19 protein-coding genes and 5 pseudogenes are annotated in these 25,427 nt (G+C 68.5%); 8 read left to right on the forward strand and 16 right to left on the reverse strand.

Annotated elements, in window-relative coordinates; translation table 11 throughout:
• Window positions 1-48 precede the first annotated feature (48 nt).
• On the reverse strand, window positions 49-1,503 hold the full coding sequence (locus tag QUE79_RS18310) for an NAD(P)H-quinone dehydrogenase (protein ID WP_286344321.1): 1,455 nt from the start codon (window positions 1,501-1,503) through the stop codon (window positions 49-51).
• A 115-nt stretch (window positions 1,504-1,618) separates the two neighbouring features.
• Here QUE79_RS18310 and QUE79_RS18315 point away from each other — a divergent pair, with 115 nt between their 5' ends.
• A complete protein-coding gene (locus QUE79_RS18315) occupies window positions 1,619-2,452 on the forward strand; it encodes a purine-nucleoside phosphorylase (protein ID WP_286344322.1) in 834 nt (277 codons plus the stop codon).
• Window positions 2,449-4,259 (forward strand): annotated as a pseudogene (locus QUE79_RS18320) (phospho-sugar mutase). The gene QUE79_RS18315 and the pseudogene QUE79_RS18320 overlap by 4 nt, the downstream one beginning before the upstream one ends.
• Before the next feature lie 82 nt (window positions 4,260-4,341).
• On the opposite strand, the gene QUE79_RS18325 reads toward QUE79_RS18320, so the two are convergent.
• The 10 genes and pseudogenes from QUE79_RS18325 to QUE79_RS18370 all read right to left on the reverse strand — a co-directional run bounded on the left by QUE79_RS18325 (window position 4,342) and on the right by QUE79_RS18370 (window position 14,639).
• Complete coding sequence (locus tag QUE79_RS18325) at window positions 4,342-4,614, reverse strand: PTS sugar transporter subunit IIB (protein ID WP_286344323.1); 273 nt, start codon at window positions 4,612-4,614, stop codon at window positions 4,342-4,344.
• Window positions 4,614-5,075, reverse strand: coding sequence for a PTS sugar transporter subunit IIA (locus QUE79_RS18330; RefSeq protein ID WP_286344324.1), 462 nt, complete (start codon window positions 5,073-5,075; stop codon window positions 4,614-4,616). Before QUE79_RS18330 ends, QUE79_RS18325 begins: the two co-directional genes overlap by 1 nt.
• A 2-nt stretch (window positions 5,076-5,077) precedes the next feature.
• Window positions 5,078-6,197 (reverse strand): annotated as a pseudogene (locus QUE79_RS18335) (adenosine deaminase).
• A 65-nt stretch (window positions 6,198-6,262) separates the two neighbouring features.
• Window positions 6,263-7,568: pseudogene (locus QUE79_RS18340) on the reverse strand (thymidine phosphorylase).
• Window positions 7,569-7,622: 54 nt separating this feature from the next.
• Window positions 7,623-8,033 carry a cytidine deaminase gene (locus tag QUE79_RS18345; RefSeq protein WP_286344325.1) on the reverse strand — a complete coding sequence of 137 codons (411 nt, stop codon included), beginning with the start codon at window positions 8,031-8,033 and terminating at the stop codon, window positions 7,623-7,625.
• The gene (locus QUE79_RS18350; RefSeq protein WP_434011017.1) at window positions 8,030-9,319 is read right to left on the reverse strand and encodes an ABC transporter permease; all 1,290 of its coding nucleotides are present in this window, start codon (window positions 9,317-9,319) and stop codon (window positions 8,030-8,032) included. Before QUE79_RS18350 ends, QUE79_RS18345 begins: the two co-directional genes overlap by 4 nt.
• Window positions 9,316-10,622, reverse strand: a pseudogene (locus QUE79_RS18355) (ABC transporter permease). The gene QUE79_RS18350 and the pseudogene QUE79_RS18355 overlap by 4 nt, the downstream one beginning before the upstream one ends.
• Window positions 10,619-12,157 carry an ABC transporter ATP-binding protein gene (locus tag QUE79_RS18360; protein ID WP_286344326.1) on the reverse strand — a complete coding sequence of 513 codons (1,539 nt, stop codon included), beginning with the start codon at window positions 12,155-12,157 and terminating at the stop codon, window positions 10,619-10,621. Before QUE79_RS18360 ends, QUE79_RS18355 begins: the two are co-directional and overlap by 4 nt.
• An 80-nt stretch (window positions 12,158-12,237) precedes the next feature.
• Window positions 12,238-13,332, reverse strand: a complete 1,095-nt coding sequence (locus QUE79_RS18365) for a BMP family lipoprotein (RefSeq protein ID WP_286344327.1) — start codon at window positions 13,330-13,332, stop codon at window positions 12,238-12,240.
• Between the two features lie 185 nt (window positions 13,333-13,517).
• A complete protein-coding gene (locus QUE79_RS18370; protein WP_286344328.1) occupies window positions 13,518-14,639 on the reverse strand; it encodes a mannose-1-phosphate guanylyltransferase in 1,122 nt (373 codons plus the stop codon).
• A 153-nt stretch (window positions 14,640-14,792) separates the two neighbouring features.
• Between QUE79_RS18370 and QUE79_RS18375 the strand changes: the two genes are divergently transcribed.
• The 5 genes from QUE79_RS18375 (at window position 14,793) to QUE79_RS18395 (ending at window position 19,541) form a co-directional block, all read left to right on the forward strand.
• Window positions 14,793-15,947 carry a glycosyltransferase family 4 protein gene (locus QUE79_RS18375; RefSeq protein WP_350271584.1) on the forward strand — a complete coding sequence of 385 codons (1,155 nt, stop codon included), beginning with the start codon at window positions 14,793-14,795 and terminating at the stop codon, window positions 15,945-15,947.
• 89 nt (window positions 15,948-16,036) lie between these two features.
• Window positions 16,037-16,468, forward strand: coding sequence for a succinate dehydrogenase, cytochrome b556 subunit (gene sdhC, locus QUE79_RS18380; protein ID WP_286344330.1), 432 nt, complete (start codon window positions 16,037-16,039; stop codon window positions 16,466-16,468).
• A 2-nt stretch (window positions 16,469-16,470) separates the two neighbouring features.
• Window positions 16,471-16,920, forward strand: coding sequence for a succinate dehydrogenase hydrophobic membrane anchor subunit (locus tag QUE79_RS18385; RefSeq protein ID WP_286344331.1), 450 nt, complete (start codon window positions 16,471-16,473; stop codon window positions 16,918-16,920).
• Window positions 16,921-16,972: 52 nt separating this feature from the next.
• Window positions 16,973-18,787, forward strand: coding sequence for a succinate dehydrogenase flavoprotein subunit (sdhA, locus tag QUE79_RS18390; RefSeq protein WP_286344332.1), 1,815 nt, complete (start codon window positions 16,973-16,975; stop codon window positions 18,785-18,787).
• A 1-nt stretch (window position 18,788) separates the two neighbouring features.
• Window positions 18,789-19,541, forward strand: coding sequence for a succinate dehydrogenase iron-sulfur subunit (locus tag QUE79_RS18395; protein ID WP_286344333.1), 753 nt, complete (start codon window positions 18,789-18,791; stop codon window positions 19,539-19,541).
• Between the two features lie 105 nt (window positions 19,542-19,646).
• Here the strand turns inward: QUE79_RS18395 and QUE79_RS18400 are convergent, their stop codons facing one another.
• Both QUE79_RS18400 and QUE79_RS26350 read right to left on the reverse strand, forming a co-directional pair.
• Complete coding sequence (locus QUE79_RS18400; protein ID WP_286344334.1) at window positions 19,647-19,991, reverse strand: hypothetical protein; 345 nt, start codon at window positions 19,989-19,991, stop codon at window positions 19,647-19,649.
• Window positions 19,981-21,133: pseudogene (locus QUE79_RS26350) on the reverse strand (DUF6177 family protein). Before QUE79_RS26350 ends, QUE79_RS18400 begins: the two are co-directional and overlap by 11 nt.
• A 122-nt stretch (window positions 21,134-21,255) precedes the next feature.
• Here QUE79_RS26350 and QUE79_RS18420 point away from each other — a divergent pair.
• Complete coding sequence (locus tag QUE79_RS18420; protein ID WP_286344338.1) at window positions 21,256-22,134, forward strand: hypothetical protein; 879 nt, start codon at window positions 21,256-21,258, stop codon at window positions 22,132-22,134.
• A 102-nt stretch (window positions 22,135-22,236) separates the two neighbouring features.
• Here QUE79_RS18420 and QUE79_RS18425 read toward each other — a convergent pair whose 3' ends face one another.
• Genes QUE79_RS18425 through QUE79_RS18435 form a run of 3 tightly spaced genes read right to left on the reverse strand, consistent with a single transcriptional unit; the run spans window position 22,237 to window position 25,408 of the window.
• Window positions 22,237-23,391 carry a mannitol-1-phosphate 5-dehydrogenase gene (locus QUE79_RS18425; protein WP_286344339.1) on the reverse strand — a complete coding sequence of 385 codons (1,155 nt, stop codon included), beginning with the start codon at window positions 23,389-23,391 and terminating at the stop codon, window positions 22,237-22,239.
• Window positions 23,388-23,825 (reverse strand): PTS mannitol transporter subunit IIA, encoded by a 438-nt coding sequence (locus QUE79_RS18430; RefSeq protein ID WP_286344340.1) that lies wholly within the window; start codon window positions 23,823-23,825, stop codon window positions 23,388-23,390. Before QUE79_RS18430 ends, QUE79_RS18425 begins: the two co-directional genes overlap by 4 nt.
• 20 nt (window positions 23,826-23,845) lie before the next feature.
• A complete protein-coding gene (locus QUE79_RS18435; protein ID WP_286344341.1) occupies window positions 23,846-25,408 on the reverse strand; it encodes a PTS mannitol transporter subunit IIBC in 1,563 nt (520 codons plus the stop codon).
• Window positions 25,409-25,427 lie beyond the last annotated feature (19 nt).

A 25,427-nucleotide genomic window follows, 5' to 3' on the forward strand; every position in this document is an offset into this window, starting at 1 on the left:
CAACTGTGGAGAACGGGTCCGTGGATCCTGCCCTGTGGAGAACCGGCGTCAGTTGACGATGTGCATCGCGCGAGCGGCGTCGGCGATGCTGCCGGAGAGCGAGGGGTAGACGGTGAAAGCGCGTGCGACCTGGTCGACGGTGAGACGGTGCTCGACGGCCAGCGCGAGCGGGAACACCAGCTCGGACGCGTTCGGGGCCACGATGACGCCGCCGATGACGGTGCCGGAGCCCGTACGGGCGAAGATCTTCACGAAGCCGTCGCGGATACCCATCATCTTCGCGCGCGGGTTGGAGGCCAGGGGCAGCTTGTAGATCTCGCCCTGGGCGATTCCGTCCTCGATCTGCTGCTGGGTCCAGCCGACGGTGGCGATCTCCGGTTGCGTGAAGATGTTCGAGGTGACGTTCCGGAGCTCGATCGGCGTGACCGCGTCACCCATGGCGTGGAAGACGGCCGTGCGGCCCTGCATCGAGGCCACCGAGGCGAGGGGAAGGAAGTCGCTGCAGTCACCGGCGGCGTACACGGCCGGGATCGAGGTGCGTGCCACGCGATTGACACGGATGTGGCCCGATTCGGTGAGCTGGATCCCGGACTCCTCCAGGCCGATACCCGACGTGTTCGGGACCGAGCCGACGGCGAGGAGACAGTGGCTGCCCTCGATCCTGCGCCCGTCCGAGAGGGTCGCCACGACGCCGTCCTCGGTGCGCTCGACCGAGGCGGCACGCGATTTCGACAGGACGGTCATGCCGTTGCGCGTGAAGACGTCCTCGATGACTCGTGCGGCGTCGGCGTCTTGCCCGGGCAGCACCTGGTCGCGGCTCGAGATGAGCGTGACCCTCGAGCCGAGGGCGGTGTAGGCGCTGGCGAACTCGGCACCGGTGACCCCGGATCCGACGACGATCAGGTGCTCCGGGACGGCCTTCAGCGTGTAGAGCTGAGTCCAGGTCAGGATCCGCTCGCCATCGGGCTTCGCGGAATCGAGCTCGCGGGGGCGGGCTCCCACGCTGACGACGAGGGTGTCGGCTTCGATCCGGTCGAAGTCGGTTCCGACCGAAGCGCGCCCGGTCTCGGAGACTCCGACCGTGGACACGACGATCGTTCCGGGCCCGGCGAGGCGCCCCACGCCCGAGACGATGCGGACGCCCGCCCTGATCAGTTGCGCGCGCATGTCCTCCGACTGCTGCCTTGCGAGTCGGACGAGCCGCTCGTTGACGGCCTGCAGGTTCACCGCGACCTCGGGTCGCACGGGTCGCGCGTTCTCGCCTCGCGTGAAGAACTGGACGCCGAGGTCGGCCGCCTCGCCGATGGCATTGCTCGCCTCGGCGACCGCGATGAGCGCCTTGGACGGCACGACGTCGGTGATGACGGCCGAACCGCCGACGCCGACGCCCTCGACCAGAGTCACGTCGGCCCCGAGCTGAGCGCCACTCAGCGCGGCCTCGTACCCGCCCGGGCCGCCGCCGACGATGGCGATGCGGTGTTTGCGCTCGAACTCGTAGCTCATGTGCTCATTATCGTTGGGGCGCGCGCCTGTGAGTGGGCACTCGAGCCTGTGAGTGGGCACTCGGCGCTGTGGATGAGCGCACTCAGCGTCCTCGGCCGCCCCTAGAGTGGATCGCATGTCTTCGACCCCCACGAATCCTCTCGACGACCCCGCTGCCGACCCGTTCGAGATCGCAGCGACCGCCGCCGACGAGATTGCGCGCGCCACCGGCGTCGCCCACCACGACATCGCCCTCACGCTCGGCAGCGGCTGGGGCAAGGCCGCCGAGCTCCTGGGCGACACCGTCGCCGAGATCCCCGCCTCCGAGATCACGGGCTTCACCGCGTCCGCGGTCGTCGGGCACTCCGGCTCGCTTCGCAGCATCGAGCTGGCCGACGGTCGGCACGCTCTCGTCATCGGTGCGCGAACGCACTACTACGAGGGCTACGGGGTCCGACGGGTCGTGCACAGCGTCCGCACTGCGGCCGCCACAGGCGCGAAGACCATGATCCTGACCAACGGCGCCGGCGGCATCAAAGAGACATGGAAACCCGGTTCCCCCGTCCTCATCAGCGACCACATCAACCTCACCGCCGACTCGCCGCTCGAGGGTGCCACATTCATCGACCTCACCGACCTCTACTCGAAGCGCTTGCGCGACCTCGCCCGCAGCATCGATCCGAGCCTCGACGAGGGCGTGTACACGCAGTTCAGAGGCCCGCACTACGAAACGCCGGCCGAGGTGCAGATGGCGAAGGCCATCGGCGGGCACATCGTGGGCATGTCGACCAGCCTCGAGGCCATCGCCGCGCGCCAGGCCGGCATGGAGATCCTCGGTTTCTCCTTGATCACCAACCTCGCTGCCGGCATCCAGAAGACACCGCTCAGTCACGCCGAGGTCCTTCAGGCCGGCCGCGACGCCGAGCCCGTGATCAGCGATCTCCTCGCGCGCGTGGTGGCGGCCCTGTGAGCGATCACGTTCTTCCCGCCGACCTCCGCTCCCGCGCCGAGGCCTGGGCGGCCCAAGATCCCGACGACGAGACGCGCGACGAGTTGCGCGGGCTGCTTTCGGCGGCCGAAGACGGCGACCACGCGGCGATCGACGACCTGGCCGGTCGCTTCGACGGGCGACTCGAATTCGGCACCGCAGGTCTCCGCGGCGAATTGGGCGCCGGATCCACGCGCATGAACCGCGTCCTCGTGGCCCAGGCCGCGGCGGGCTTCGCGGCGTTCCTGCTGTCGCGCGCATCCTCTCCCGACCCCGCCGGCTCCTCTCCCGAGGCCACGGACTCCGCGACCGGTCACGCCGCGGGGCCGTCCATCGTCATCGGCTACGACGGGCGCAAGAACAGCGACGTCTTCGCCCGCGACACGGCTGAGATCATGGCGGCAGCCGGCGTGGCCGCGACGCTGCTGCCGCGGGCACTGCCCACTCCGGTCCTCGCCTTCGCCGTCCGCCATCTCGACGCCAGCGCGGGGGTCATGGTGACGGCCAGCCACAACCCTCCCCGCGACAACGGCTACAAGGTCTATCTCGGCGGTGCCGACAGCGGCTCGCAGATCGTCGGCCCGGTCGACGGCGAGATCGCCGCGCTCATCGGCAAGGTCGCCGAGGGGTCCGTGCTCGATCTTCCCCGCTCCGACGACTACGTCACGGCCGGCGACGATCTCGTCACCGATTACGTACGGCTCACGGCGGCGGTCGCCGGCTCCCCGACCGGTCGTTCGCTCCAGCCCCGCGTCGTCTACACGGCGATGCACGGGGTCGGGTGGGAGGTCGCTCGCCGAGTGTTCGCGACTGCGGGCTTCACGGAGCCGATTCCCGTCGCCGAACAGGTCGCCCCCGATCCTGCTTTCCCGACCGTGGCCTTCCCCAATCCCGAAGAGCCCGGTGCGATGGATCTCTCGTACGCCACGGCGATCCGCGTCGGGGCCGATCTGATCATCGCGAACGACCCCGACGCCGACCGACTTGCCGTCGCGATCCCGTCACCGGCGAGGCCCGAGGCAGGCGCGGCTCCCACAGGCGATTCCGGCTCTGATGACGGCGCGGCGTGGCACCGCCTCTCAGGAAACGAGGTCGGCGCCATCCTGGGCTGGCGCGCAGCGGAACGCGTGACACGCGAGGGCGGCTCCGGGACCCTTGCGGCGAGCATCGTCTCCTCCCCGCTCTGCAGGCAGTCGCCGACGCCTACGGCCTTCCGTACGCCGACACCCTCACCGGCTTCAAGTGGGTGTCGCGCGTCGAGGGTCTCGTGTTCGGCTACGAAGAGGCCCTGGGCTACCTGGTCGATCCCGCCAAGGTCCGCGACAAAGACGGCATCTCGGCGGCGGTCGACATCCTGGCCCTCGCGGCCGAACTGGCGACGTCGGGCTCCTCGCTCGAGCAGCACCTGCGCGATTTCGACGAGCGATTCGGCGCGTTCGCTTCGTCACAGGTGTCGCTCCGGGTCTCCGATCTGGCCGAGATCCCTCGGATCACGACGGCCCTCCGCTCCACGCCGCCCGACTCGATCGGTGGGCACCCGGTCGAGAGGCTCGACGACTTCGAGCCCGGATTCGAGCAGTTCCCGCCCGGCGACATCCTTCGCTTCTGGCTCTCGGGCGACGACACGCACGACGGCTCCCGGGTGATCGTGCGCCCGAGCGGCACCGAGCCGAAGCTCAAGGTCTACATCGACGCCTGGAGCACCTCCGGCGCTCCCGCCGCACGCCGCCGCGCCGCCGACGCTGTGGTCGCCGATCTCGACGCCGGGGTGCGGGCCCTGCTCCGGTAGCTGCAGCGGGCCGACCGTCGGCGGGGTCGGTGCGGCCGCAACCCCGTCGGGCCGGCCCCCGGCCGGCCCCGGCCGGCGCGCATCAGCCCAGCGCGCGCTCGAGCTTCTCTGCCAGCTCTTGCTGGTCGAAGTGGTTGACGATGACGATGACGTCGGCGAACGTCGGGCCGATGGCGTCGACGAACTCGGCCGAGGTGAGGATCACCTGCGCGTCTTCGGCGACGGCGCGAACGCTCCCGATGTCGGCTGCGACGACATCGGCCTCGATGTCGAGCTTGGCCAGGACGCGCTCGGCGTTGACCTTGAGGATGCCGCTGGAGCCGATACCGGCTCCGCAGATGGTGACGATCTTCATCAGGCGACCTCTCCGGTCGATGCAACGCCCATCAGGCTCCGGACCTCGTCGGGCGTCGATGCAGCGGCGAGCGCTCCGATCACCGTGGAGTCGTTGAACACGTTGGCGATGTCGGCGATCGACTCGAGGTGACCCCCGACGGACTCGACCGCGAGGCCGAGGACAACGCTCACCGGGTCGTTGTGGGGGTGACCGAAGGAGACCGGCGAGGCGAGGGTGACGACGGCGAGCCCGTTGTCGAGCACCTGGTCGTCGGGCCGGGCGTGTGCGAGAGCGAGCCCGGGAGCGATCACGACGTAGGGACCGTGCTCTTCGATCATGCGGACCATGGCGTCGGAGTACCCCGGCTTGGCGGCGCCCGACGCGGTGAGCGCTGCCCCCGCCGCCCGCACGGCCGCGCGCCAATCGGCGGCGGCAGCGCCGATCACGATGGCTTCGTCGGGGAGCGGAGGGAGGGTCATGATCAGGCCTTCTCGAACCCCGCCACGATGCGGTCGGCCAGGTCTTCGCGATCTTCGAGGGGCAGGAACGACGCCGCGGCGGCGTTGAGCTGGAAGGTCTCGAGGTCGGCCAGGTCGTAGTCGAACGCCTGGGCCAGCAGGGAGAGCTCACGGCTGATGCTGGTGGCGCTCATCAGCCGGTTGTCGGTGTTGACCGTGACGCGGAATCCGAGCTGGTAGAGCAGGTCGAAGGGGTGATCGTAGACCTCGGTGCCCCACTGCTGGATGGCACCGGTCTGCAGGTTCGACGACGGCGAAAGCTCGAGCGCGATCTCGCGGTCGCGCACCCAGGCGGCGATCGGCCCGAGCCCGACCGTGGTGTGGTCGCCGTCGCGGTCGATCACACTGACGTCTTCGGCGAGTCGCACGCCGTGGCCGAGGCGGAGGGTTCTTCCGTCGAAGAGGGCGCTCTTGATGCTGTCGAGGCCGTCGGCTTCGCCGGCGTGGACGGTGACGGGGAAGAACTCGCGCGCCAGGAGGTCGAAGGCGGGCTGGTGGTTGGACGGCGGGAACCCGAGTTCGGCACCGGCGATGTCGAAGCCGATGACGCCGTTCTCACGGTGACGCAGTGCCAGTTCGGCGATCTCGAGCGAGCGGTCGGCGTGACGCATGGCGGTGACCAGCTGGCCGACGGTGATCTCGTGGCCGCGCTCGGCGAGATCGGTGATCGCGTCGTCGATGCCGCTCTGAACGGCCGAGACCGTCTCGTCGAGCGTGAGGCCCTGCTGAAGGTGCTGCTCGGGCGCCCAGCGCACCTCGCCGTGGATGACGCCGTCGGCAGCCAGATCGAGCACGAACTCGTGCGCGACCCGCTTGAGCGCGGAAGCCGTCTGCATGACGGCGATGGTCACGTCGAAGGTCTTGAGGTAGTCGACGAGCGAGCCGGAGTTGCTCTGGGACACGAACCACGCGTCGAGCTCGGCGGGAGACGACGCCGGAAGGAGATCCCGGCTTCGCCGGCCAGCTCGATGATCGTCGACGGTCGGAGGCCGCCGTCGAGGTGATCGTGGAGGAGACCTTCGGGAGCGCCGCGATGCTCGGCCCTCCGTTGGGCAGGCGATATTCCTGATCCGGTGCACTCATGACTCAAACCTACTAGGAGGACGAAGCATCAATCTGGATGCGGGCCACAAGCAGCCGGAGAGAACTTAGGAGATTCGCTCCACGACCCGCGGTCCGACGGCGGGCGCCGAATCGCCGATGGCCCAGGCGCCCTCGACGGCCTCGAGGGCGCGGGCGAACCGCGACGGATCCTCGGCGTGGAGAGTGAACAGCGGCTGCCCCTCCGTGACGCGATCGCCCGGCTTCGCATGCAGCTCGATCCCGGCCGAGGCGACCACGGGATCCTGCTTCCGCGCGCGCCCCGCGCCGAGTCGCCAGGCACCGATGCCGAAGGGCAGCGCTTCTTGCGTGACGAGGTAGCCCGACGACGGTGCCGGCACCACGTGCGTCTCAGGAGCCGTCGGAAGCGGAGCCGACGGATCGCCGCCCTGGGCGGAGATCATGGCCCGCCAGGTGTCCATCGCGCGACCGTCGTCGAGGGCCGCCTCGACGTCGGCATCCGGCTGCCCGGCCAGGGCGAGCATCTCGCGCGCGAGCGCGACCGTGAGCTCGCGGATGTCGGCCGGACCGCCTCCGGCGAGCGTCTCGAGCGACTCCCGCACCTCGAGCGCGTTGCCGATGGTGAGGCCGAGAGGCGTGTTCATGTCGGTCAGGAGCGCCGAGGTGGTGACGCCCGCGTCTTTGCCGAGGTCGACCATCGTGCGTGCCAGCTCGCGCGAGGCCGCGATGTCCTGGATGAAGGCGCCGGACCCGAACTTGACGTCGAGCACGAGCGCCGCCGTGCCTTCGGCGATCTTCTTGGACATGATCGACGAGGCGATCAGGGGATCGCCTCGACGGTTCCGGTGATGTCGCGCAGCGCGTACAGCTTGCCGTCGGCCGGCGCGAGGCCCGACCCGGCGGCGCACACCACGGCTCCGACCTCGTCGAGGATCTCGCGCATCCGCTCGTTCGAGATCGATGCCTGCCAGCCGGGGATCGACTCGAGTTTGTCGAGCGTTCCGCCGGTGTGGCCGAGACCACGGCCGGAGAGCTGCGGCACGGCGACGCCGAACGACGCGACGAGCGGCGCCAACGGGAGGGTGATCTTGTCGCCGACTCCCCGGTCGAGTGCTTGTCGACGGTCGTCTTCGACAGCGACGAGAAGTCCATGGTCGAGCCGGAGGCGATCATGGCGAGCGTCAGGTCGCGGATCTCGCGTCTCTCCATGCCGTTGAGGAAGATCGCCATCGTCAGAGCGGCCATCTGCTCGTCACCGACGTAGCCGCGCGTGTAGGCGTCGATCAGCCAGTCGATCTGCTCGGTCGACAGAGCGCCGGAGGACCGCTTGACGCGGATCAGGTCGACGGTGTCGAACGGTTCGACCGAGGAAGCGGGGTGGTACTCACAGATGTCTCCAGAGGTTCGTAAAAGCCGGGCGCAGGATCACGACCGGGTCACGCCGGGTCACGGCTGCGACGCGCGGTAGGCGTCGAGTTGACGAGGCCCGAAGGCGTCCGGGATCACCTCGTCGATGGTCTTGAAGCCGGACACGGTGTCGAGCACCATGCCCTCCGCCGAGTGCTCGTAGAGCAGCTGACGGCAGCGGCCGCACGGCATGAGGACTCCGCCGTTGCCGTCGACGCAGGCGAAGGCGACGAGGTGGCCGCCACCGCCCATGACGAGGTCGGACACGAGGGAGCACTCGGCACACAGCGTGAGACCGTACGACGCGTTCTCGACGTTGCAGCCCGAGACGATCCTGCCGTCGTCCGTGAGCGCGGCGGCGCCCACCGGGAACCGGGAGTAGGGCACGTAGGCCTTCTCCATGGCCGCCGTGGCCGTGGCGCGGAGAAGACCCCAGTCGACGGTGGTCATGACTTGATGTAGGGCTTGCCGGAGGCGGCCGGGCCGCGCGACTGGCCGACGAGGCCCGCCACGGCGAGGATCGTCACGACGTACGGCAGCATCAGCATGAACTCGCTCGGCACCGGTGACCCGACGACGCTCAGGACGTTCTGCAGGTTGCTGGCGAAGCCGAACAGGAGGGCCGCCAGCGTCGCCCGGATCGGATCCCAGCGACCGAAGATGACGGCAGCGAGGGCGATGTACCCGGCGCCGGCGGTCATCGTCTTCTGGAATTCGCCGAGGTCCCCCAGGGTGAAGAACGCGCCTCCGAGCCCGGCGATGGCGCCGGCCAGGGAGACGTTCCAGAAGCGTGTGGCATTGACTCGGATGCCAACGGTGTCGGCCGCCTGCGGGTGCTCGCCGACGGCACGGAGGCGCAGGCCCCAGCGCGTCTTGAACAGCCCGAACCACACGGCGGCGATCGCGACGTACATCAGGTACACGACGACGTTCTGCTGGAAGAGCAGCGGCCCGATCAGCGGGATCCTCGACAGCACAGGGATGTCGAACGGCGAGAAGAGGAGGCCCTTGTTGAGACCCGGCGAATTGGTCAGCACCTCCGAGTAGAGGAAGCTCGTCAGACCGGTCACGAGCACGTTCAGGACCACGCCGACGATGACCTGGTCGACCAGGTAGCGGATGCTGAAGACCGCGAGCACCATCGACACCAGCGCCCCGGCGATCATGGCGCTGACGAGACCGATCCAGAGCGAGCCGGTGATGCTGGCGACGACCGCGGACACGAAGGCGCCGCCGAGCAGCTGTCCTTCGATGGCGACGTTGACGACGCCGACGCGCTCCGAGATGACGCCGCCGAGGGCACCGAAGATGAGCGGTGTCGAGAGGCTCAGCGAGCCGATCAGGAGACCGGGCACCAGGATCGAGTTGTTCGCGCCCGCCCAGGAGAGGAATCCGACCAGGAACAGGACGCCGAACAGCGCGATGAGCCAGATCGGCGTCTTCTTGTAGCCGAGAGTGCGGTAGGCGGCGAAGAGGGTGATCAGCGCCAGGACGATCGTGACGACGACGCCGGTGCCGTGAGTCGGCAGGACCGCGTTCGGCAGCTTGACGAAGTCGGTCGACGTCGACAGGCGGAAGGTCGAGTGACCGCTGCGGCCGGCGACGAAGAAGAGCAGGATCGCCAGCACCGTGAACGCCGCGAGGGCGATCGGCGCCTTCCACGACCGGCTGCGCGTGATGGTCAGTCCGGGAGTCGGGGCCGCCGGAACGGCCACATCGGGAGTCAGGACGCTCACTTGGTCACCACCGCCGTCTTCGAGTTGGTGCGTCGGACTCGCTTCTGGCGCGGGCCCGGCGCAGGGATGCGGAAGATCGTGCGCACGAGCGGCGGGGCCGCCACGAACAGCACGATGAGGGACTGCACGACGAGCACGATGTCGATCGGCACGCCGTTCGCGGCCTGCATGGCGTAGCCGCCCGCCTTCAGCGCGCCGAAGAGCAGACCGGCTCCGAAGACGCCCCAGGGGCGCGAGCGTCCGAGCAGTGCCACCGTGATCGCGTCGAAGCCGATGCCCGCGTCGATGCCCGAGGAGAACCCGGTCGTGAGCGTGCCGAGTACCTGCGTGGCTCCGGCGATTCCGATCAGGGCGCCCGAGATCAGCATCGCGTACACGTAGACGTTCTTGACGTTGATCCCGGCCGTGCGGGCCGCGTGCGGGTTCTCGCCGACGGCGCGGAATCGGAAGCCGAGGCTCGATCGGTTCAGGAGCCAGGCGACGAAGATCGTCGCCGCGATGACCACGAGGAACCCGACGCTCACCGGGAAGTGCACCCCGAAGAGCCTGGGCAGGATCGCGGATGGCAGCGTCGCCGGCGACTGCGGGTTCGTCGAGCCCTTGGCCTGGAGCAGCCCGGGGTGCGCAGCATGAACGAGATCAGGTAGAGGGCGACGTAGTTGAGCATGATCGTGACGATCACCTCGTGCGCTCCCGTCCGTGCCTTCAGGAATCCGACGAGGGCACCCCAGAAGGCTCCGCCCGCGATGCCGGCGATGATCGCCAGCGGCAGGTGGATGGCCAGCGGCAGGTGGAACGAGAAGCCGACCCAGCCGGCGAAGGCCGCGCCGATCAGGATCTGCCCCTGGCCGCCGATGTTGAACATGCCCGCGCGGAACGCCAGCGCGACCCCGAGCCCGGCCACGATCAGCGGCATCGCGAAGTTGATGGTGCTGGCCAGCGGTGCGATGCCGGCGAGGAAGCCGACCGCCTGGAAGTTGATGATGGCGCCCTGGAAGAGGGAACTGTAGGCGACCGACACGGAGTGCCACACCGCACTCAGCATGTCGCTCGGCTTGGCGAAGAAGTACCCGGCCGTCGACTGCACCGTCGGGTCGGTGACGGCGATCAGGATCCCGCTCAGCACGAGGGCGAGCACGACGGCCAGGACCGAGATCATCGCGTTGCCGGAGACGATCTCGCGCAGGATCCCGGAGGCCCGGTCGTCTCGCGACTCTCGCGGCGCCTCGGGCGTCGTCTGCACGGCTCCCTCGGACTCGACCAGCCCGGTGTCTCCGGGTGGCGTGGGTGAGGTCTCGCTCATGCGAGTTGCTCCTGTTCGTGCGACTGCTGATATTCGGGTGGGACCTCGCCGGCCATCATCAGACCGAGGACGTCGCGAGGCGTGTCGGCCGGCACGATTCCGATGATCGACCCGCGGTACATCACGGCGATGCGATCGGCCAGGGCGACGACCTCGTCCAGTTCCGTCGACACCACGATGACCGGGACGCCTTCGTCTCGGGTGGCCACGATGCGCTTGTGGACGAACTCGATCGAGCCGACGTCGATGCCTCGGGTGGGCTGCGCGGCCACGAAGAGGCGCAGGTCGCGGGACAGCTCTCGGGCGAGGACGACCTTCTGCTGGTTTCCGCCGGAGAGGCGGCCGACCGGAGTCGCGATGCCCTGGCTGCGGACGTCGAACTCCGCGACCTTGTCGCCGGCGAACTTCGCCAGGTCGATCAGCTTCAGCCAGCCCCTCGACACGAAGGGACCGGCGTACGAGCGGTCGAGCATGAGGTTCTCGGCGATCGTGAATTCACCGACGAGACCGTCTTCGGTGCGGTCCTCCGGCACGAAGCCCACGCCGGAGTCGAGCACCTTGCGGACGCTCAGACCCGTGATGGATCTGCCGTCGAGCGAGATCGTCCCCTCGACGCGCGCCTGGAGCCCCAGAAGCGCCTCGGTCAGCTCCGTCTGCCCGTTGCCCTGGACCCCGGCGATCGCGAGGATCTCGCCGCGGCGGACCTCGAACGAGACGTCGTCGACGACGATCTGCCCGATCGCGTCGATGACCCTCAGGCCCTCGACCACGAGGGCGGCCGCGCCCGGGGTGGCAGGAGCCTTCTGCACGGTGAGCTCGACGGAACGGCCGACCATGAGCGAAGCGAGCTCGGCGTTGGAAGCCGTGGGAGAGGCCTCGCCGACGACCTTGCCGAGCCGGATGACGGTGATCCTGCTGGCCACTTCGCGGACCTCACGGAGCTTGTGCGTGATGAAGACGATGGCGGTGCCCGCGTCGCGCAGCTGGCGCATGATCGCCATCAGCTCGTCTGTTTCTTGCGGCGTGAGCACGGCGGTCGGCTCGTCGAACACGAGCACCTTCGCATCGCGCGAGAGCGCCTTGATGATCTCGACGCGCTGCTGCACGCCGACGGGCAGCTCTTCGACGATCGCGTCGGGATCGACGTCGAAGCCGAATCGCTTCGAGATCTCGCGGACCTTGGCGCGTGCGCCCGGCAGGTCGAGTCGACCACCGAAGCCCGTCTCTTCGTTGCCGAGCATGACGTTCTCGGCCACCGTGAACACCGGCACGAGCATGAAGTGCTGGTGCACCATGCCGATGCCCGCGGCCATGGCGTCGCCCGGGCCGGCGAAGTGCTGGACGACGTCGTCGAGCAGGATGTCGCCCTCGTCGGCCTGGTACAGGCCGTAGAGGACGTTCATCAGGGTGGACTTGCCGGCGCCGTTCTCACCCAGCAGGGCGTGGATCTCACCAGGCTCGACAGTGAGGCTGATGTGATCGTTGGCGGTGAGAGCGCCGAAGCGTTTGGTGATGCCCTGGAGTTCGAGCTTCATCGGGTGGACTCCCTCTCGGGTTCGGAACAGGGCGGAGGGCCCGAAGCGACGTTAGTCGCTCCGGGCCCTTCGCAGGAGTGCTACTTGGTCAGCGACGCGGGCGAGTCGACCGTGATCGACCCGTCGATGATGCCGGCCTTGATCTTCTTGAGCTCGGCGGGGAGACCCGAGTCGATCTTGCTGGTGTAGTCGTGGAACGGAGCCAGGCCGACGCCGTCGTTCTTCAGGGTGCCGACGTACGGGGTCTTCGTGAAGTTCCCCTTGGCGGCGTCTTCGACGACGGCCTTCGTGGCCGGGGCGATGCCCTTCTCGACGCTCGTCAGGAAGAGGGCCTTGTTCGCCGGGTCGGTCTGGTAGGTGTCGGAGTCGACGCCGACCAGCGTGATGCCGTCGCCGGTCGAGGCGTTCTTCGCCTTGACCGCCTGTGCAGCGCTCTGGTAGATCGGCCCACCGACGGGCATGATGACGTCGGCGTTCTGGTCGAGCAGCGTCTGCGCGGACTGCTTCGCAGCCGTTCCGGCGTCGAAGCCGCCGGTGAAGACGCCCTTCTGGGTCTTCTCGTTCCAGCCGACCAGCTTGACGTCCTTGCTCTTCTGCTGGTTGTAGTAGGCGACGCCGTCGGCGAATCCGTCCATGAAGATCGTGACGGTCGGGATCTGCGCACCACCGAAGGTGCCGACGACGCCGGACTTCGAGTAGCTGGCGGCCGCATAGCCGCCGAGGAATGCGGCCTCCGAGGTGTTGAAGGTGATCGGGCGCACGTTGTCGGCCGTGGTCGACGCGTCGTCGATCGTCGCGAAGTCGATGCTCGGGTTGGCCGCGGCAGCCGCCTTGGTCGCATCGGCGAGAAGGAACCCGACCGTGATGATCAGGTTGCACTTCTGGTTCACGAGGCTCGAGATGTTCGAGGCGTAGACGGTCTGGTCGGCCGACTCGACCGACTTCGGGGTGGCGCCGATCGCGCTCGCGCCCTCCTTGAGCCCGTCGAGACCGAGCTGGTTGAACGACTTGTCGTCGAAGCCGCCGGCGTCGGAGACCATGCACGGAACGTAGCTCGACTTCGCGCTCGTCTTCGTGCTGGTCGCCGAGGGTGCCGTGCCACAGCCGGCGAGCATCGCCGTGGCTCCCACGATGGCAAGGCCGGCCAGAACGGCCTTCCGCGCAGAGATAGTCAAAGTGTCCTCCAAGAGTCGGTCCAGCATCGTCCGCTGGGCACTATGTCATGGAGGTTACCCAAAGTTACGAGGAGTATTTGACCCGGCGCCGAGATGGTCTCGAAGCGTTACCGCTTCGCGACAATCACGAAACAGCGCCGTTACGTCCGATCTGCTAGAGAGCGGGCGGGATCCTGCCCCTCGGATCAGAGGACGTCGTTGCGACCGGAGAGCTTCAGCGCGTCGACGACGCTCTTGACGCGTTGGGCGTTGGCGCTGGTGGTGACCAGAAGGGCGTCGGGGGTGTCGACCACGACGATGTCCGTGACGCCGATCAGGGAGATCAGGCGATCGCCCTGGCTGACGACGATGCCGCTGGACGAGTCGGCCAGAACGCGCGCATTCTCGCCCAGGATGGCGAGATCCGACGCTCGGCCCTTCGAGTGCAGCTTGGCGATGGAGGCGAAGTCGCCGACGTCGTCCCAGTCGAAGTCGCCCGGGATCACGGCGAGGCGCCCCTGAGCGGCAGCGGGCTCGGCCACCGTGTAGTCGATGGCGATCTTCTCGAGGTTCGGCCAGATGCGGTCGACGACCGCGCCGCGCGCGGAGGTGTCCCACGCGTCGGCCAGCTCGAGGAGACCGGCGAGCAGCTCGGGGCGCGTCTCGCCGAGCTGCTTCAGGAGCACGTCGGCGCGCGAGATGAACATGCCGCCGTTCCAGAGATAGTTGCCGTCGCGGAGATACGCCTCGGCGGTCTCCAGCTCGGGCTTCTCCACGAACGAGGTGACGGCCTTCGCGTGAGGAGCAGCGTCGATGTCGAGCGGCTTGCCGCAGTGGATGTAGCCGAACCCGATCGCCGGCTCCGTCGGCGTGATGCCGATGGTGGCGATGTAGCCCGCGTCGGCGGCAGCGATCGCCTCGTGGACGGCGCGCACGAATCCGCGCTGGTCGGCGATGACGTGGTCGGCCGCGAACGATCCGATGATGACGTCGGGCTCGCGCTTGACGAGGATGGCCGCGGCGAGACCGATGGCGGCGGTGGAGTCTTTCGGCTCGCTCTCGAGCACGACGTTGTGGTCGTCGAGCGCCGGGAGCTGCGCTTCGACGGCGGCGCGGTGCGAGCGGCCGGTGACGACCATGATGCGCTGCTCTCCGTTGATCGGCGCGAGACGATCCCAGGTGCCGCGCAGGAGCGTCGAGCCGCTGCCGGTGAGGTCGTGCAGGAACTTGGGGGCGTCGGCGCGGCTGAGCGGCCACAGGCGCGACCCGATCCCGCCGGCCGGGATGATGCTGTAGAACCGGTCGAGGCTCTCACGTGCTGTCGTCATGCCGACACCCTACTGGCGGCACCCCGGGAAATCGGCTCGGACGCCCTGCCCCCGCCGGGTGCACGGACTCGACACGTACCGGCCACTCGCGCGTCACGCCGGATCCCTAGTCTCGGCTCGAGCGACGGAGGGGATCCGATGCGAGTTGCCATCGTGACCGAGAGCTTTCTCCCGACTCTGAACGGGGTCACGACGAGCGTCTGCCGGGTGGTGGAGCAGCTCCGGGCCCGGGGACACGAGGCGATGATCGTCGCCCCGGACGGCAGGGGGCCGACGCACTTCGCCGGGTTCCCGGTCCACCGCATGCCGTCCGTCGGTTACCGGCAGTTCCCGGTGGGTATCCCGGGGCCGCAGCTGTCCGGCCTGCTCGCCGGCTTCGCTCCGGACGTGATCCACGCAGCCTCGCCGTTCATCCTCGGAGCACAGGCCATCACGGCGGCGAGCCGCCTCGGAATCCCGAGCGTGGCGGTCTTCCAGACGGACATGGCGAAGTACGCGCGCGGCAACGGCTTCGGAACGGCCGGCGCCGCCCTGGTGTGGAAGATGATCCGCAGGATCCACGCGGGCGCGACCCTCACGCTGGTCCCGTCCGAGTCCTCCCGCCGCGATCTCGAGCGGATCGGCGTCGAGCGGATCGCCACCTGGGGCCGAGGTGTCGACAGCGCGCTCTACCACCCGAACCGGCGTTCGGACGAAGCGACCCGGATCCTGCGAGCCCGCCTCGCAGCGCCGGACGAGGTCGCCGTCGGCTACGTCGGTCGCCTGGCTCCCGAGAAGGAGCTGGAACGCCTCCAGGCACTGCGCAGGATCCGCGGGCTCCGCCTCGTGCTCGTCGGTGACGGTCCCGCGCGCCAGGGGCTGGCCCGCAAGCTGTCCGCGCTCGATCCGGTCTTCCTCGGCGCCCTCCGCGGCGAGGAGCTCGCGACCGCCTACGCCGCCCTGGACGTCTTCGTGCACACGGGCACGACGGAGACCTTCGGCCAGACCCTGCAGGAGGCGCACGCCGCCGGGCTCCCGGTCGTCGCCCCCGCGGTCGGCGGCCCGCTCGATCTGGTCGAACACGGTGTCGACGGCTTCCTGTTCGACCCGCACCAGTCCCGCTCGCTGCGCCGCGGAGTGCTCGCGCTGGTCGACGACCCACGTCTCCGGGTGCGCTTCGGCGAGGCCGGAAGACGTGCCGTCGTGGGCCGCACCTGGGAGGCGCTCGGCGACGAACTCCTCGGGCACTATCGCTCCGTCCTGACCCGCCAGATCCCCGTAACGGCCGGGGTTTCCGAGCCCCCGCCCGGTCTCTCGGGATCGAGATAGTTAGGTCCGCCTTCGAGGCGTCAACCTGGGAGGATGCCTAGGATGGTCACGTTCTGAGAACACACCCCGATTCACCTGGAGGGTTGCTCATGGCCGAGCAGACGACAGGGGTCCTACCCGCACCGAACGTCCCACGTCCGCGACCGAGTCGCTTCCAAGGCACGCTCTATCGAGGCCGCGAAGGCATGTGGTCGTGGGTGCTGCACCGCATCACCGGCGTCGCGATCTACTTCTTCCTGCTCGTGCACATCCTCGACTCCGCCCTCCTGCGCGTGAGCCCGAGGGCGTACAACGCTGTCATCGACACGTACAAGCAGCCGATCATGGGCATCGGCGAAGCGGCGCTCGTCGCCGCCATCATGTTCCACGCGCTCAACGGCATCCGCATCATCCTGATCGACTTCTGGGGTGGCGGTCCCAAGCGTCAGCGCCTGATGTTCTGGCTCGTCCTCGTGGTCTGGGTGATCCTCATGGCCGGCTTCCTCCCTCGCCAAATCGGCGTCATCCTCTCGGAGTTCTGATCATGACCACGGAAACCGTCGAAGCACCCCGATCAGCGCGCGTCTCCCGGCGCAGCACCAACTGGGAGAAGTGGGCCTGGCTCTACATGCGCGGCAGCGGAGTCCTGCTGATCGTGCTCATCTTCGGGCACCTCTTCACCAACCTGATCGCCGACGAGGGTGGCGTCAAAGCCGTCGACTTCGCGTTCGTGGCCGGCAAGTGGGCGAGCCCGTTCTGGCAGATCTGGGACACCCTCATGCTCTGGCTCGCGCTGATCCACGGCTCGAACGGCATGCGGACCATCGTCAACGACTACGTGTCCAACTCGACGCTGCGCCGGATCATGCTCGTCGCCCTCCTCGCGTCCAGCATCGTGCTGATCGTGCTCGGCACCCTGGTCATCTACACGTTCGACCCGTGCCCCTCAGGAGCCCTGCAGTCGCAGCTCCCGTCGTTCTGCCCGGCGCAGTAGCCCCGGCACCGTTCGTCACCCCTCTCGCATCACGACCCACCGGAAAGTTCCCGTGTCTGACATCCCCGATTCCTCCACCGTCCCGACGAAGACCGTCGACGGCGTCCACTACCACCAGCACGACGTCGTCATCGTCGGTGCCGGCGGTGCCGGCATGCGCGCCGCCATCCAGGCAGGGCCCGGCGCCTCGACGGCGGTCATCTCCAAGCTCTACCCGACGCGCTCGCACACCGGAGCAGCGCAGGGCGGCATGGCCGCCGCGCTCGCCAACGTCGAGGAGGACAACTGGGAGTGGCACACCTTCGACACGGTCAAGGGCGGCGACTACCTCGTCGATCAGGATGCCGCCGAGATCCTCGCCAAAGAGGCCATCACCGCCGTCCTCGAACTCGAGAACATGGGCCTGCCGTTCAACCGCACGCCGGAGGGCAAGATCGACCAGCGCCGGTTCGGCGGGCACACCGCCGAGCACGGCAAGAACCCCGTGCGCCGGGCCTGCTACGCGGCCGACCGCACCGGACACATGATCCTGCAGACGCTGTACCAGAACTGCGTGAAGCTCGGCATCAACTTCTTCAACGAGTTCTACGTGCTCGACCTCATCATGGGCGAGGTCGACGGCCAGAAGCGCCCGGCCGGCGTCGTCGCCTACGAGCTGGCGACCGGCGAACTGCACGTCTTCCAGGGCAAAGCCGTCATCTTCGCGACCGGCGGTTTCGGCAAGATCTACAAGACGACCTCCAACGCGCACACCCTCACCGGTGACGGCGTCGGGATCATCTGGCGCAAGGGCCTTCCCCTCGAAGACATGGAGTTCTTCCAGTTCCACCCGACCGGACTCGCCGGGCTCGGGATCCTGCTCTCGGAGGCCGCCCGAGGCGAGGGGGCGATCCTCCGCAACAGCGAGGGCGAACGCTTCATGGAGCGCTACGCCCCCACGATCAAAGACCTCGCGCCGCGCGACATCGTCGCCCGCTGCATGCGAACGGAGATCCGCGAGGGTCGCGGCGCCGGCCCGAACAAGGATTACCTGTACCTCGACATCACCCACCTCTCTCCCGAGGTGATCGACGCCAAGCTGCCCGACATCACCGAGTTCGCCCGCACCTACCTCGGCGTCGAGCCCTACACCGAGCCGGTGCCCGTGCTGCCGACGGCGCACTACGCGATGGGCGGCATCCCGACCAACGTGAAGGCCGAGGTGCTGCAAGACAACGACACCGTCGTGCCCGGCCTCTACGCCGCGGGCGAGTGCGCCTGCGTGAGCGTGCACGGCTCCAACCGCCTCGGCACGAACTCGCTGCTCGACATCAACGTCTTCGGCAAGCGCGCCGGCGACAACGCGGTCGCGTACGTCCAGACGGCCGACTTCGTCCCGCTCCCGGACGACGCCGCGGAGTTCGTCCAGGGCCTCATCCACCAGGTCTCGACGGCCACCGGCACCGAGCGCATCTCGACCCTCCGGCGCGAGCTGCAGGAGTCGATGGACACGAACGCGCAGGTGTTCCGCACCGCGGAGACCCTCAACCAGGTCACCGAAGTCATCGGCGACCTGCGCGAGCGCTACAAGAACATCTCGGTGCAGGACAAGGGCAAGCGGTTCAACACCGACCTGCTCGAGGCGATCGAGCTGGGCTTCCTGCTCGACCTCGCCGAAGTCGTCATCTACTCGGCGCTGTCGCGCGAGGAGAGCCGAGGCGGGCACTTCCGCGAGGACTTCCCGAAGCGCGACGACGAGAAGTGGCTCGTCCACACGATGGCGTACCTCACCGGCGACGCCCACTCCGCCGACGCCGGCGACCACATCAAGCTCTCGACCAAGCCGGTCGTCATCACGAACTACCAGCCGATGGAACGGAAGTACTGAGATGAGCACTGTTCTCGAAGAGCGCCCGGCCGCCGCCGACGCCATCCAGAAGTTCACCGCGACGTTGATGATCCGCCGCTTCGACCCGGACGTCGACACCGAGCCGCGCTGGCAGGAGTTCTCGGTCGAGATGCTGCCGACCGACCGCGTGCTCGACGCACTGCACCAGATCAAGTGGGAGCAGGACGGCTCGCTGACCTTCCGTCGATCCTGCGCTCACGGTGTCTGCGGTTCCGACGCCATGCGCATCAACGGGCGCAACCGACTGGCCTGCAAGACGCTGATGAAAGACCTCGACATCGAGAAGCCGGTCTACGTCGAGGCGATCAAGGGTCTTCCCCTGGAGAAAGACCTCGTCGTCAACATGGAGCCCTTCTTCGCCTCGTTCCGTGAGGTGCAGCCGTTCCTCCAGGCGTCGTCGAAGCCCGACAAGGAGCGTCTGCAGAGCGTCGAGCAGCGTGCTCGCTTCGACGACACCACCAAGTGCATCCTCTGCGCGGCGTGCACCTCGTCGTGCCCCGTGTTCTGGACCGACGGCCAGTACTTCGGTCCGGCCGCCATCGTCAACGCGCACCGCTTCATCTTCGACTCGCGCGACGAGGCCTCCGAGGTCCGCCTCGACATCCTCAACGACAAAGAGGGCGTCTGGCGCTGCCGCACCACCTTCAACTGCACCGAGGCCTGCCCTCGTGGCATCCAGGTCACCCAGGCCATCGCGGAGGTCAAGGCCGCCGTGCTGCGAGGCCGCCCCTAGTCGTCACTCCTGACGCTCTGCCGTAAGACGTTTCCCGGACAATTCACCCTGCCGCGGCAGGGTGAATTGTCCGGGAAACGTTTTGGGGCAGAAGGGGCTCGGCGCTCAATCCTCCACGAGGCAGACAGCCCCCAACCCGAGGGCCAGGCGAAGGGCAATGCTGACACCGGCCTCCCCCACCTCACCCCACGGCGCGAATGCGTCGCTCCACCAGGTGGGAAGGGTGACGTCGGGAGCGTCGGGCAGCAGCCGCTCGATCTCGCCGTAGGTGTGCAGTTGGCGGGGCGCGTAGACGGTCAGCAGGCTGACGCCGTCTTCGCGCAGCACCTGGACGGCGGCTCCGTCGTCGATCTCTCGGACGGACGCCGCGCCGGCGATCCCCTCGGCCGCGTGGGCGAGCGCGTACAGGTCGTGGTCCTCGCTCGAGAGGATGGTGATCTCACGAGGCATCGGGCTCACCGCTTCCGGCTGCGTCTGGCGCTTGCGGCGTGGTGTCGTGCGGGTGCGGTTCACCGTGCCGGTCGAGGTCTCCGTGAAGATCGTCTTCCCAGGCCTGGAGCAGCGGCGGCTCGACGAGCGTGGTGAGGCGCTCCGACCCGACCGAGTCGAGCGCGTCGTGAAGAGCGTCCCAGCCCGAGTGCTGCGCGTCGCCGAGGGGCAGAAGGTAGGCGGGCCCGGCGGGCCGTCCGACGACGACGACGTCCTGCTCGGCGGCGAAGATCTGCTCGTGCAAGTCGAGCCTGCGCACGGACGGCGCCCCGATGAGCAGCACGACCGGATTCGGCGGCGGGTAGGTCACCGGGCGGAAACAGCGGTCGGGCTCCCCTCGCGCGCGAGCACGAGGGCGAAGGTGGGCAGCGAGGTCCGCGTCAGGGCACCGAGCGCTTCGCCGAGCCGCGCGATGGCCGCGTCGAGGCCCTCCGTGCCGCCCGGCACGTCGGCGGTCAGCGCGATCGTCTCCTCGATGCCCCGGGCGGTGACGCGCGCCGTGACGGCGGCGGAGAAGCGCTCCCCTCGACGAGGTAGCGGGACGGTTCGGGAGCGCGATGCCTGGCATCCTGCGTCATCGCCCAGGTGTCCCAGGCTTTCTCGAGCGGTTCGCTGCCTCCCCAGGCACGCGGGTGGTAGCCGCCGATGGCCAGTCCCATCGCTTCGAGGGCGCCTCCGAGGACGGCCTCCTGCGCTGCGGTGTGCAGGAGCGTGACGTCGATGCTCAACTGCGTCGTCACGCTCACGGCGGGGCTCACGGTCGCGGGGAGCGCGTCGGGCGAGGCTTCGGGGTCGAGCGAGGGCTCCGGGGCGGCGACGGCTTCGTCGAGGGTCCGGTGATCGACGCCGGTGATGCCGTCGCGGTAGCCGGTCGGAGTCGTGACCGCCCAGACGCCACCGGCTGCCACGAGCGCTGAGCGCAGCCCGATCGTGAGACGTGAGGACTCGGGCGTGACCAGGGCCACGCGACGCCCCGCGAGCACCGGACGCGAGAGGAAATCGACGAAGGGGGCGCTCAGGCGGACGACGGTCGCCCGGCTCTCCACTCGGACGACACGCTCGGTGATCTCGTCGACCAGGGGATGGCGTATCGGTGTGCCCACGTCGCCATACAACTCCGTCCGGTCGCCTCCTGGCCTATCTGAGTAGGCTCTGAGAGACTCCCGAATTCACCACCGGGTCGCTCGCTCCCTTTGTTCCCGTTCCTGTCCCGAGAGGCCCTGCCGTGGACCCCGAGATCGCCGACCGCCCCTCCGACCCCGCGCTCGAGGCCGGCCTGCCGGTGCAGGCGCGCATGGCGGCTTCCCTCGCCCGATCACTCGACGGCACCGACTGGGCGGAGGGAACCCTGTTCTGGTCCTCCATCGACGGGACCAGGATCGCGCGACTGGAGACCCTCGACCTGACCGGTCACCCCCGCGAGCACCCGCTCCCGGCCGACATCGACGCCCTCGGCGACGAGTTGCGCGTCGCCATGGCGACGCCCGAGCGCGGCAGCTGGCTGTCGATGACCCTCGAGCTCACCCGTGACGGCGCCTTCACCTCGCGGTTCAACTTCGATCGCCGCGTCTACGACAACCCGGCCACGCCGTTCTCCCCCGGCGCTCTGGGAGCCGTTCCGAGCGACGAGTCGTACGCCAACGACCTGCTCCGACACCCGCGCAGTGCCCGCTACGCGCTCGGCTGGCTCGCGGAACGTCCCAGCGCCGCACGCCCGGTCAGCGCGCCCTACGACGTGCTGGCCGACGCCTGGGGGTGGCCAGGCGTGTTCGCCAGCGTCGAGCTCCAGGCCTCGCTCGCGCTCGCCCAACAGGATCCCGCCGGTCCGCTCACCCGCGATCTCGCCGAGGGCGTCGGTCGCCGGGTCCTGCGAGCCGTGGTCGCCGACGTGCTCGAGCCGCACCGCCTGGCGACCCTGCTCAGACTCCACGGCGAGGCCGTCGCGCGACGCCTCCTCCCCGCGGTCGACGGTGCCGACGCGCTCGACCCCGACCAGCCGCTGCTGGCCGCCCGCGAGGAGTCGTCGGCTGCGCTCCTGGCGCTCGAGGCGGGGGTGTACGGCATCATCGGCGACCTCGTGCGGTCGCGGCTCGCCGCCGCCTGATCCGCTCCGCACCAAGAATCGGACAAAACACCACGATTATTCGCGGTGTTCTGTCCGATTTTCGGGTGAAGGCACGGAGTGCTGCCCGGGGGCGGCGGGATGCTACGCGCGGGCGGCGGAGATCCGCTCGACGAAGGGCACGATCAGCGGGTGCGACTCGTCGAGACCGGTGATGGCCGTGGCGAGATCGACATCGGTGCGGCTCGCATCGGCCAGCAGCGCCTGGAGCTCGACGCTCTGCTCGTCGTCCGACACGTCGAAGCGGAGCGCGGCACCCATCGCGTCGAGGATCGCGGTGGGCTCGGTGCCCTGTTCGGCGATCGCGGCGCCGGGCGACACGAAGCGCTCGTCGCGAGAGAGCTTGCGGAGCGGCTGGCGCCCCACGCGCGTCACGGTGTCGGGCAGGCCGACGTTCTCGAAGCGGCCCAGGATCGCCGTGACGTAGGCGGCGTGATCCTGCGCGTTCAGTTCGTGCTTGGCGATCAGGTAGGCGCTCGTCTCGGCGAGCACCGCCTCGACCTTCTCGCGCACGGCGGGCAGCGCGATGGCGTCGGAGATCTTGTCGGCTCCCGCGAGGAAGCCGTGGTAAGCCGTCGTCGCATGCCCCGTGTTGACCGTGAAGAGCTTGCGCTCGATGGACGCCTCGAGGCCGTCGACCCAGTGCACGCCGGGGATCGTCGGCTCGGCGCCGTGGAACGGCGTGCGATCGATGGCCCACTCGAAGTAGGTCTCGACGGTGACGTCCAGCCCCTGACCCGGCGCCTGGGCCGGGACGATGCGGTCGACGGCCGTGTTCGCGAAGATCGCCTTGGCGAGGGCAGGATCGTCGACTCCGCCGGGAAGGGCGGACACGATGAACTCCTCGAGGCGGTCGGTGGCGTTGATCGCGTTCTCGCAGGCCATCACCGCCACCGGCGATAGCGACGCGTCGCGGGCGGTCAGCCCCTGGGCGATCGCGGGGGCGATGAAGCGGAGGACGTTCGGACCGACCGCGCAGGTGACCACGTCGGCCGATGCCACCGCAGCCACGACCGCGTCGGGGTCGGCGGCCGAGTTGAGGGCCGAGAAGCGCGTGACGACGTGATCCTGCGCCCCCTGTCCGACCTCGTGGACGGTGTAAGACGATGCGGCCGACAGGTCGTCGATCAGCTCGGCGTTGACGTCGGAGAAGACGACGTCGTACCCGGCCTCGTGGAGCAGCAGCCCCACGAATCCGCGCCCGATGTTGCCGGCGCCGAAGTGGACGGCGACGCTCATTCGTTGACGTCTTCGAGCTGCTGGAAGATCTCGTCGACCCCCGCGGCGTCGCGCAGGGCCTGCACCTGGTCGTCGTCGGAGAAGATGATGGCGATCTTCGACAGGATCTCGAGGTGCTCGTTCTCGATGCCCGCTATGCCGACGACGAAGTAGACCGGGTTTCCGTCCCAGTCGATCGGCGTGGAGTAGCGCACGAACGAGAGCGCGGACGCCAGGATCGCGTCTTTCGCCTCGTTGGTGCCGTGCGGGATGGCGAGGAAGTTGCCCATGTACGTCGAGACGCTCTTCTCACGCTCGATCATCGCGGGCAGGTACTCGGCCGTGACCGACCCCGCCTCCACAAGGATGTCAGTGGCCTCGCGCATCGCCTCCAACTTCGTGGTGGCTGTGCCTTCGGCGCGGATCTGGCTCTTCTGGAGGACGGGATTGGTCATGGCCTGATGCTACTTTCTGGTCAGTTCTGGTGGGAGATCTCTTCGACGACCTCGTCGTACTTCGGCGAGTTCATGAAGTTGTCGACGGAGACGTGCTGAGCGTTGGGGCTCTTCTGCCTGGCACGGTCGGTGAGATCTTTGTGGGTGATGATCAGCTCTTCGTCACCGGTGAGGTTGGCGATCGACTTGTTGACGACCGTGACCCCTTCGATGCCGGCCTTCTTGATCTTGTTGCGCAACACGCTGGCACCCATCGCACTGGACCCCATGCCGGCGTCGCAGGCGAACACGATGTTGTCGATGCGGGTGGCCGTCGTGGCACCGGCGCCGCCACCGGCGACACCCGTTCCGCCGAAGGTCGACTCGGCCTCGGACTCGGTCGCGGGAGCGTTGTTGCCGAGCAGGCCGGTGGTCGCGGCGTTGGCGTCGCGCCCCTTCATGCCCTGCATCTTGGCGAGAGCGTCGGCCATGTCGCCGCCACCCGCGGCCAGGTCGCGCTTGCGGCTGGCGATGAGCAGGAGCGAGGCCACGACGCCCGAGACGGCCGCCGAGAGGATGACCGACAGGATCACGCCCACGTAGCTGTCACGCGAGGTCTGCGCGAGCACCGCGATGATCGAACCCGGCGAGGCCGGAGCGACGAGACCCGAGTTGAAGGCGACGTTGGTACCGACACCCGTGGCGCCGCCGAGGATGACGGCGATGAGCAGGATCGGCTTCTGCAGCACGAAGGGGAAGTAGATCTCGTGGATGCCACCGAAGAACTGGATGATGATCGCGCCGGGAGCCGAGGCACGCGACGCGCCGATGCCGAAGAACGTGAAGGCGAGCAGGATGCCGAGACCGGGGCCGGGGTTCGCCTCGAGCAGGAAGAAGATCGACTTGCCGGTCTGCTGGACCTGCTGGACACCCAGCTGGTCGAGGACACCGTGGTTGATCGCGTTGTTGAGGAACAGGATCTTCGCCGGCTCGATGATGATGCTCGCCAGCGGCAGCAGGTGCACGTTGATCAGCGCCTCGACCGCGTGGCCGAGGCCGGTGGCGATCAGCTTGAACAGCGGCGCGAGCCAGAAGAAGCCGATCAGGGCGAGACCGAAGCCGAGGATGCCGGCCGCGTAGTTGTTGACCAGCATCTCGAATCCGGGTCGGATCTTGCCGTCCCAGAGCTTGTCGATCTGCTTGATCAGGTAGGCGCCGAGCGGGCCACAGATCATGGCGCCGAGGATCATCGTGGTGCCGTTCGCACCGACGATGACGCCCATGGTGAAGACGGCTCCGACGACGGCACCGCGGACGTCGTAGACCATCCGCCCACCCTGGAAGGCGATCGCCAGCGGGATCAGGTAGGTGATGATCGGCCCGACGAGGCCGATGTTGGCCACCCCGCCGGTCGTGCCGAAGCCACCGAGGATGCCGACGGGCGTCCAGCCGGTCTGGATGAAGAAGGCGGTGATGAAGCCCCACGCGATGAAGATCGCGATGTTGGGCATGACCATGCCGGAGAGAAAGGCACCGAACCGCTGGATGCGAACGCGTGCGCCTTCGCTGTCCTTGGCCGGGGCGCCAACAGACGTCGTTGTCATTTTCGAGATCTTTCTTCTG

It is taken from the genome of Frondihabitans sucicola, from assembly GCF_030296615.1.
Taxonomy (GTDB): Bacteria; Actinomycetota; Actinomycetes; order Actinomycetales; family Microbacteriaceae; genus Frondihabitans; species Frondihabitans sucicola.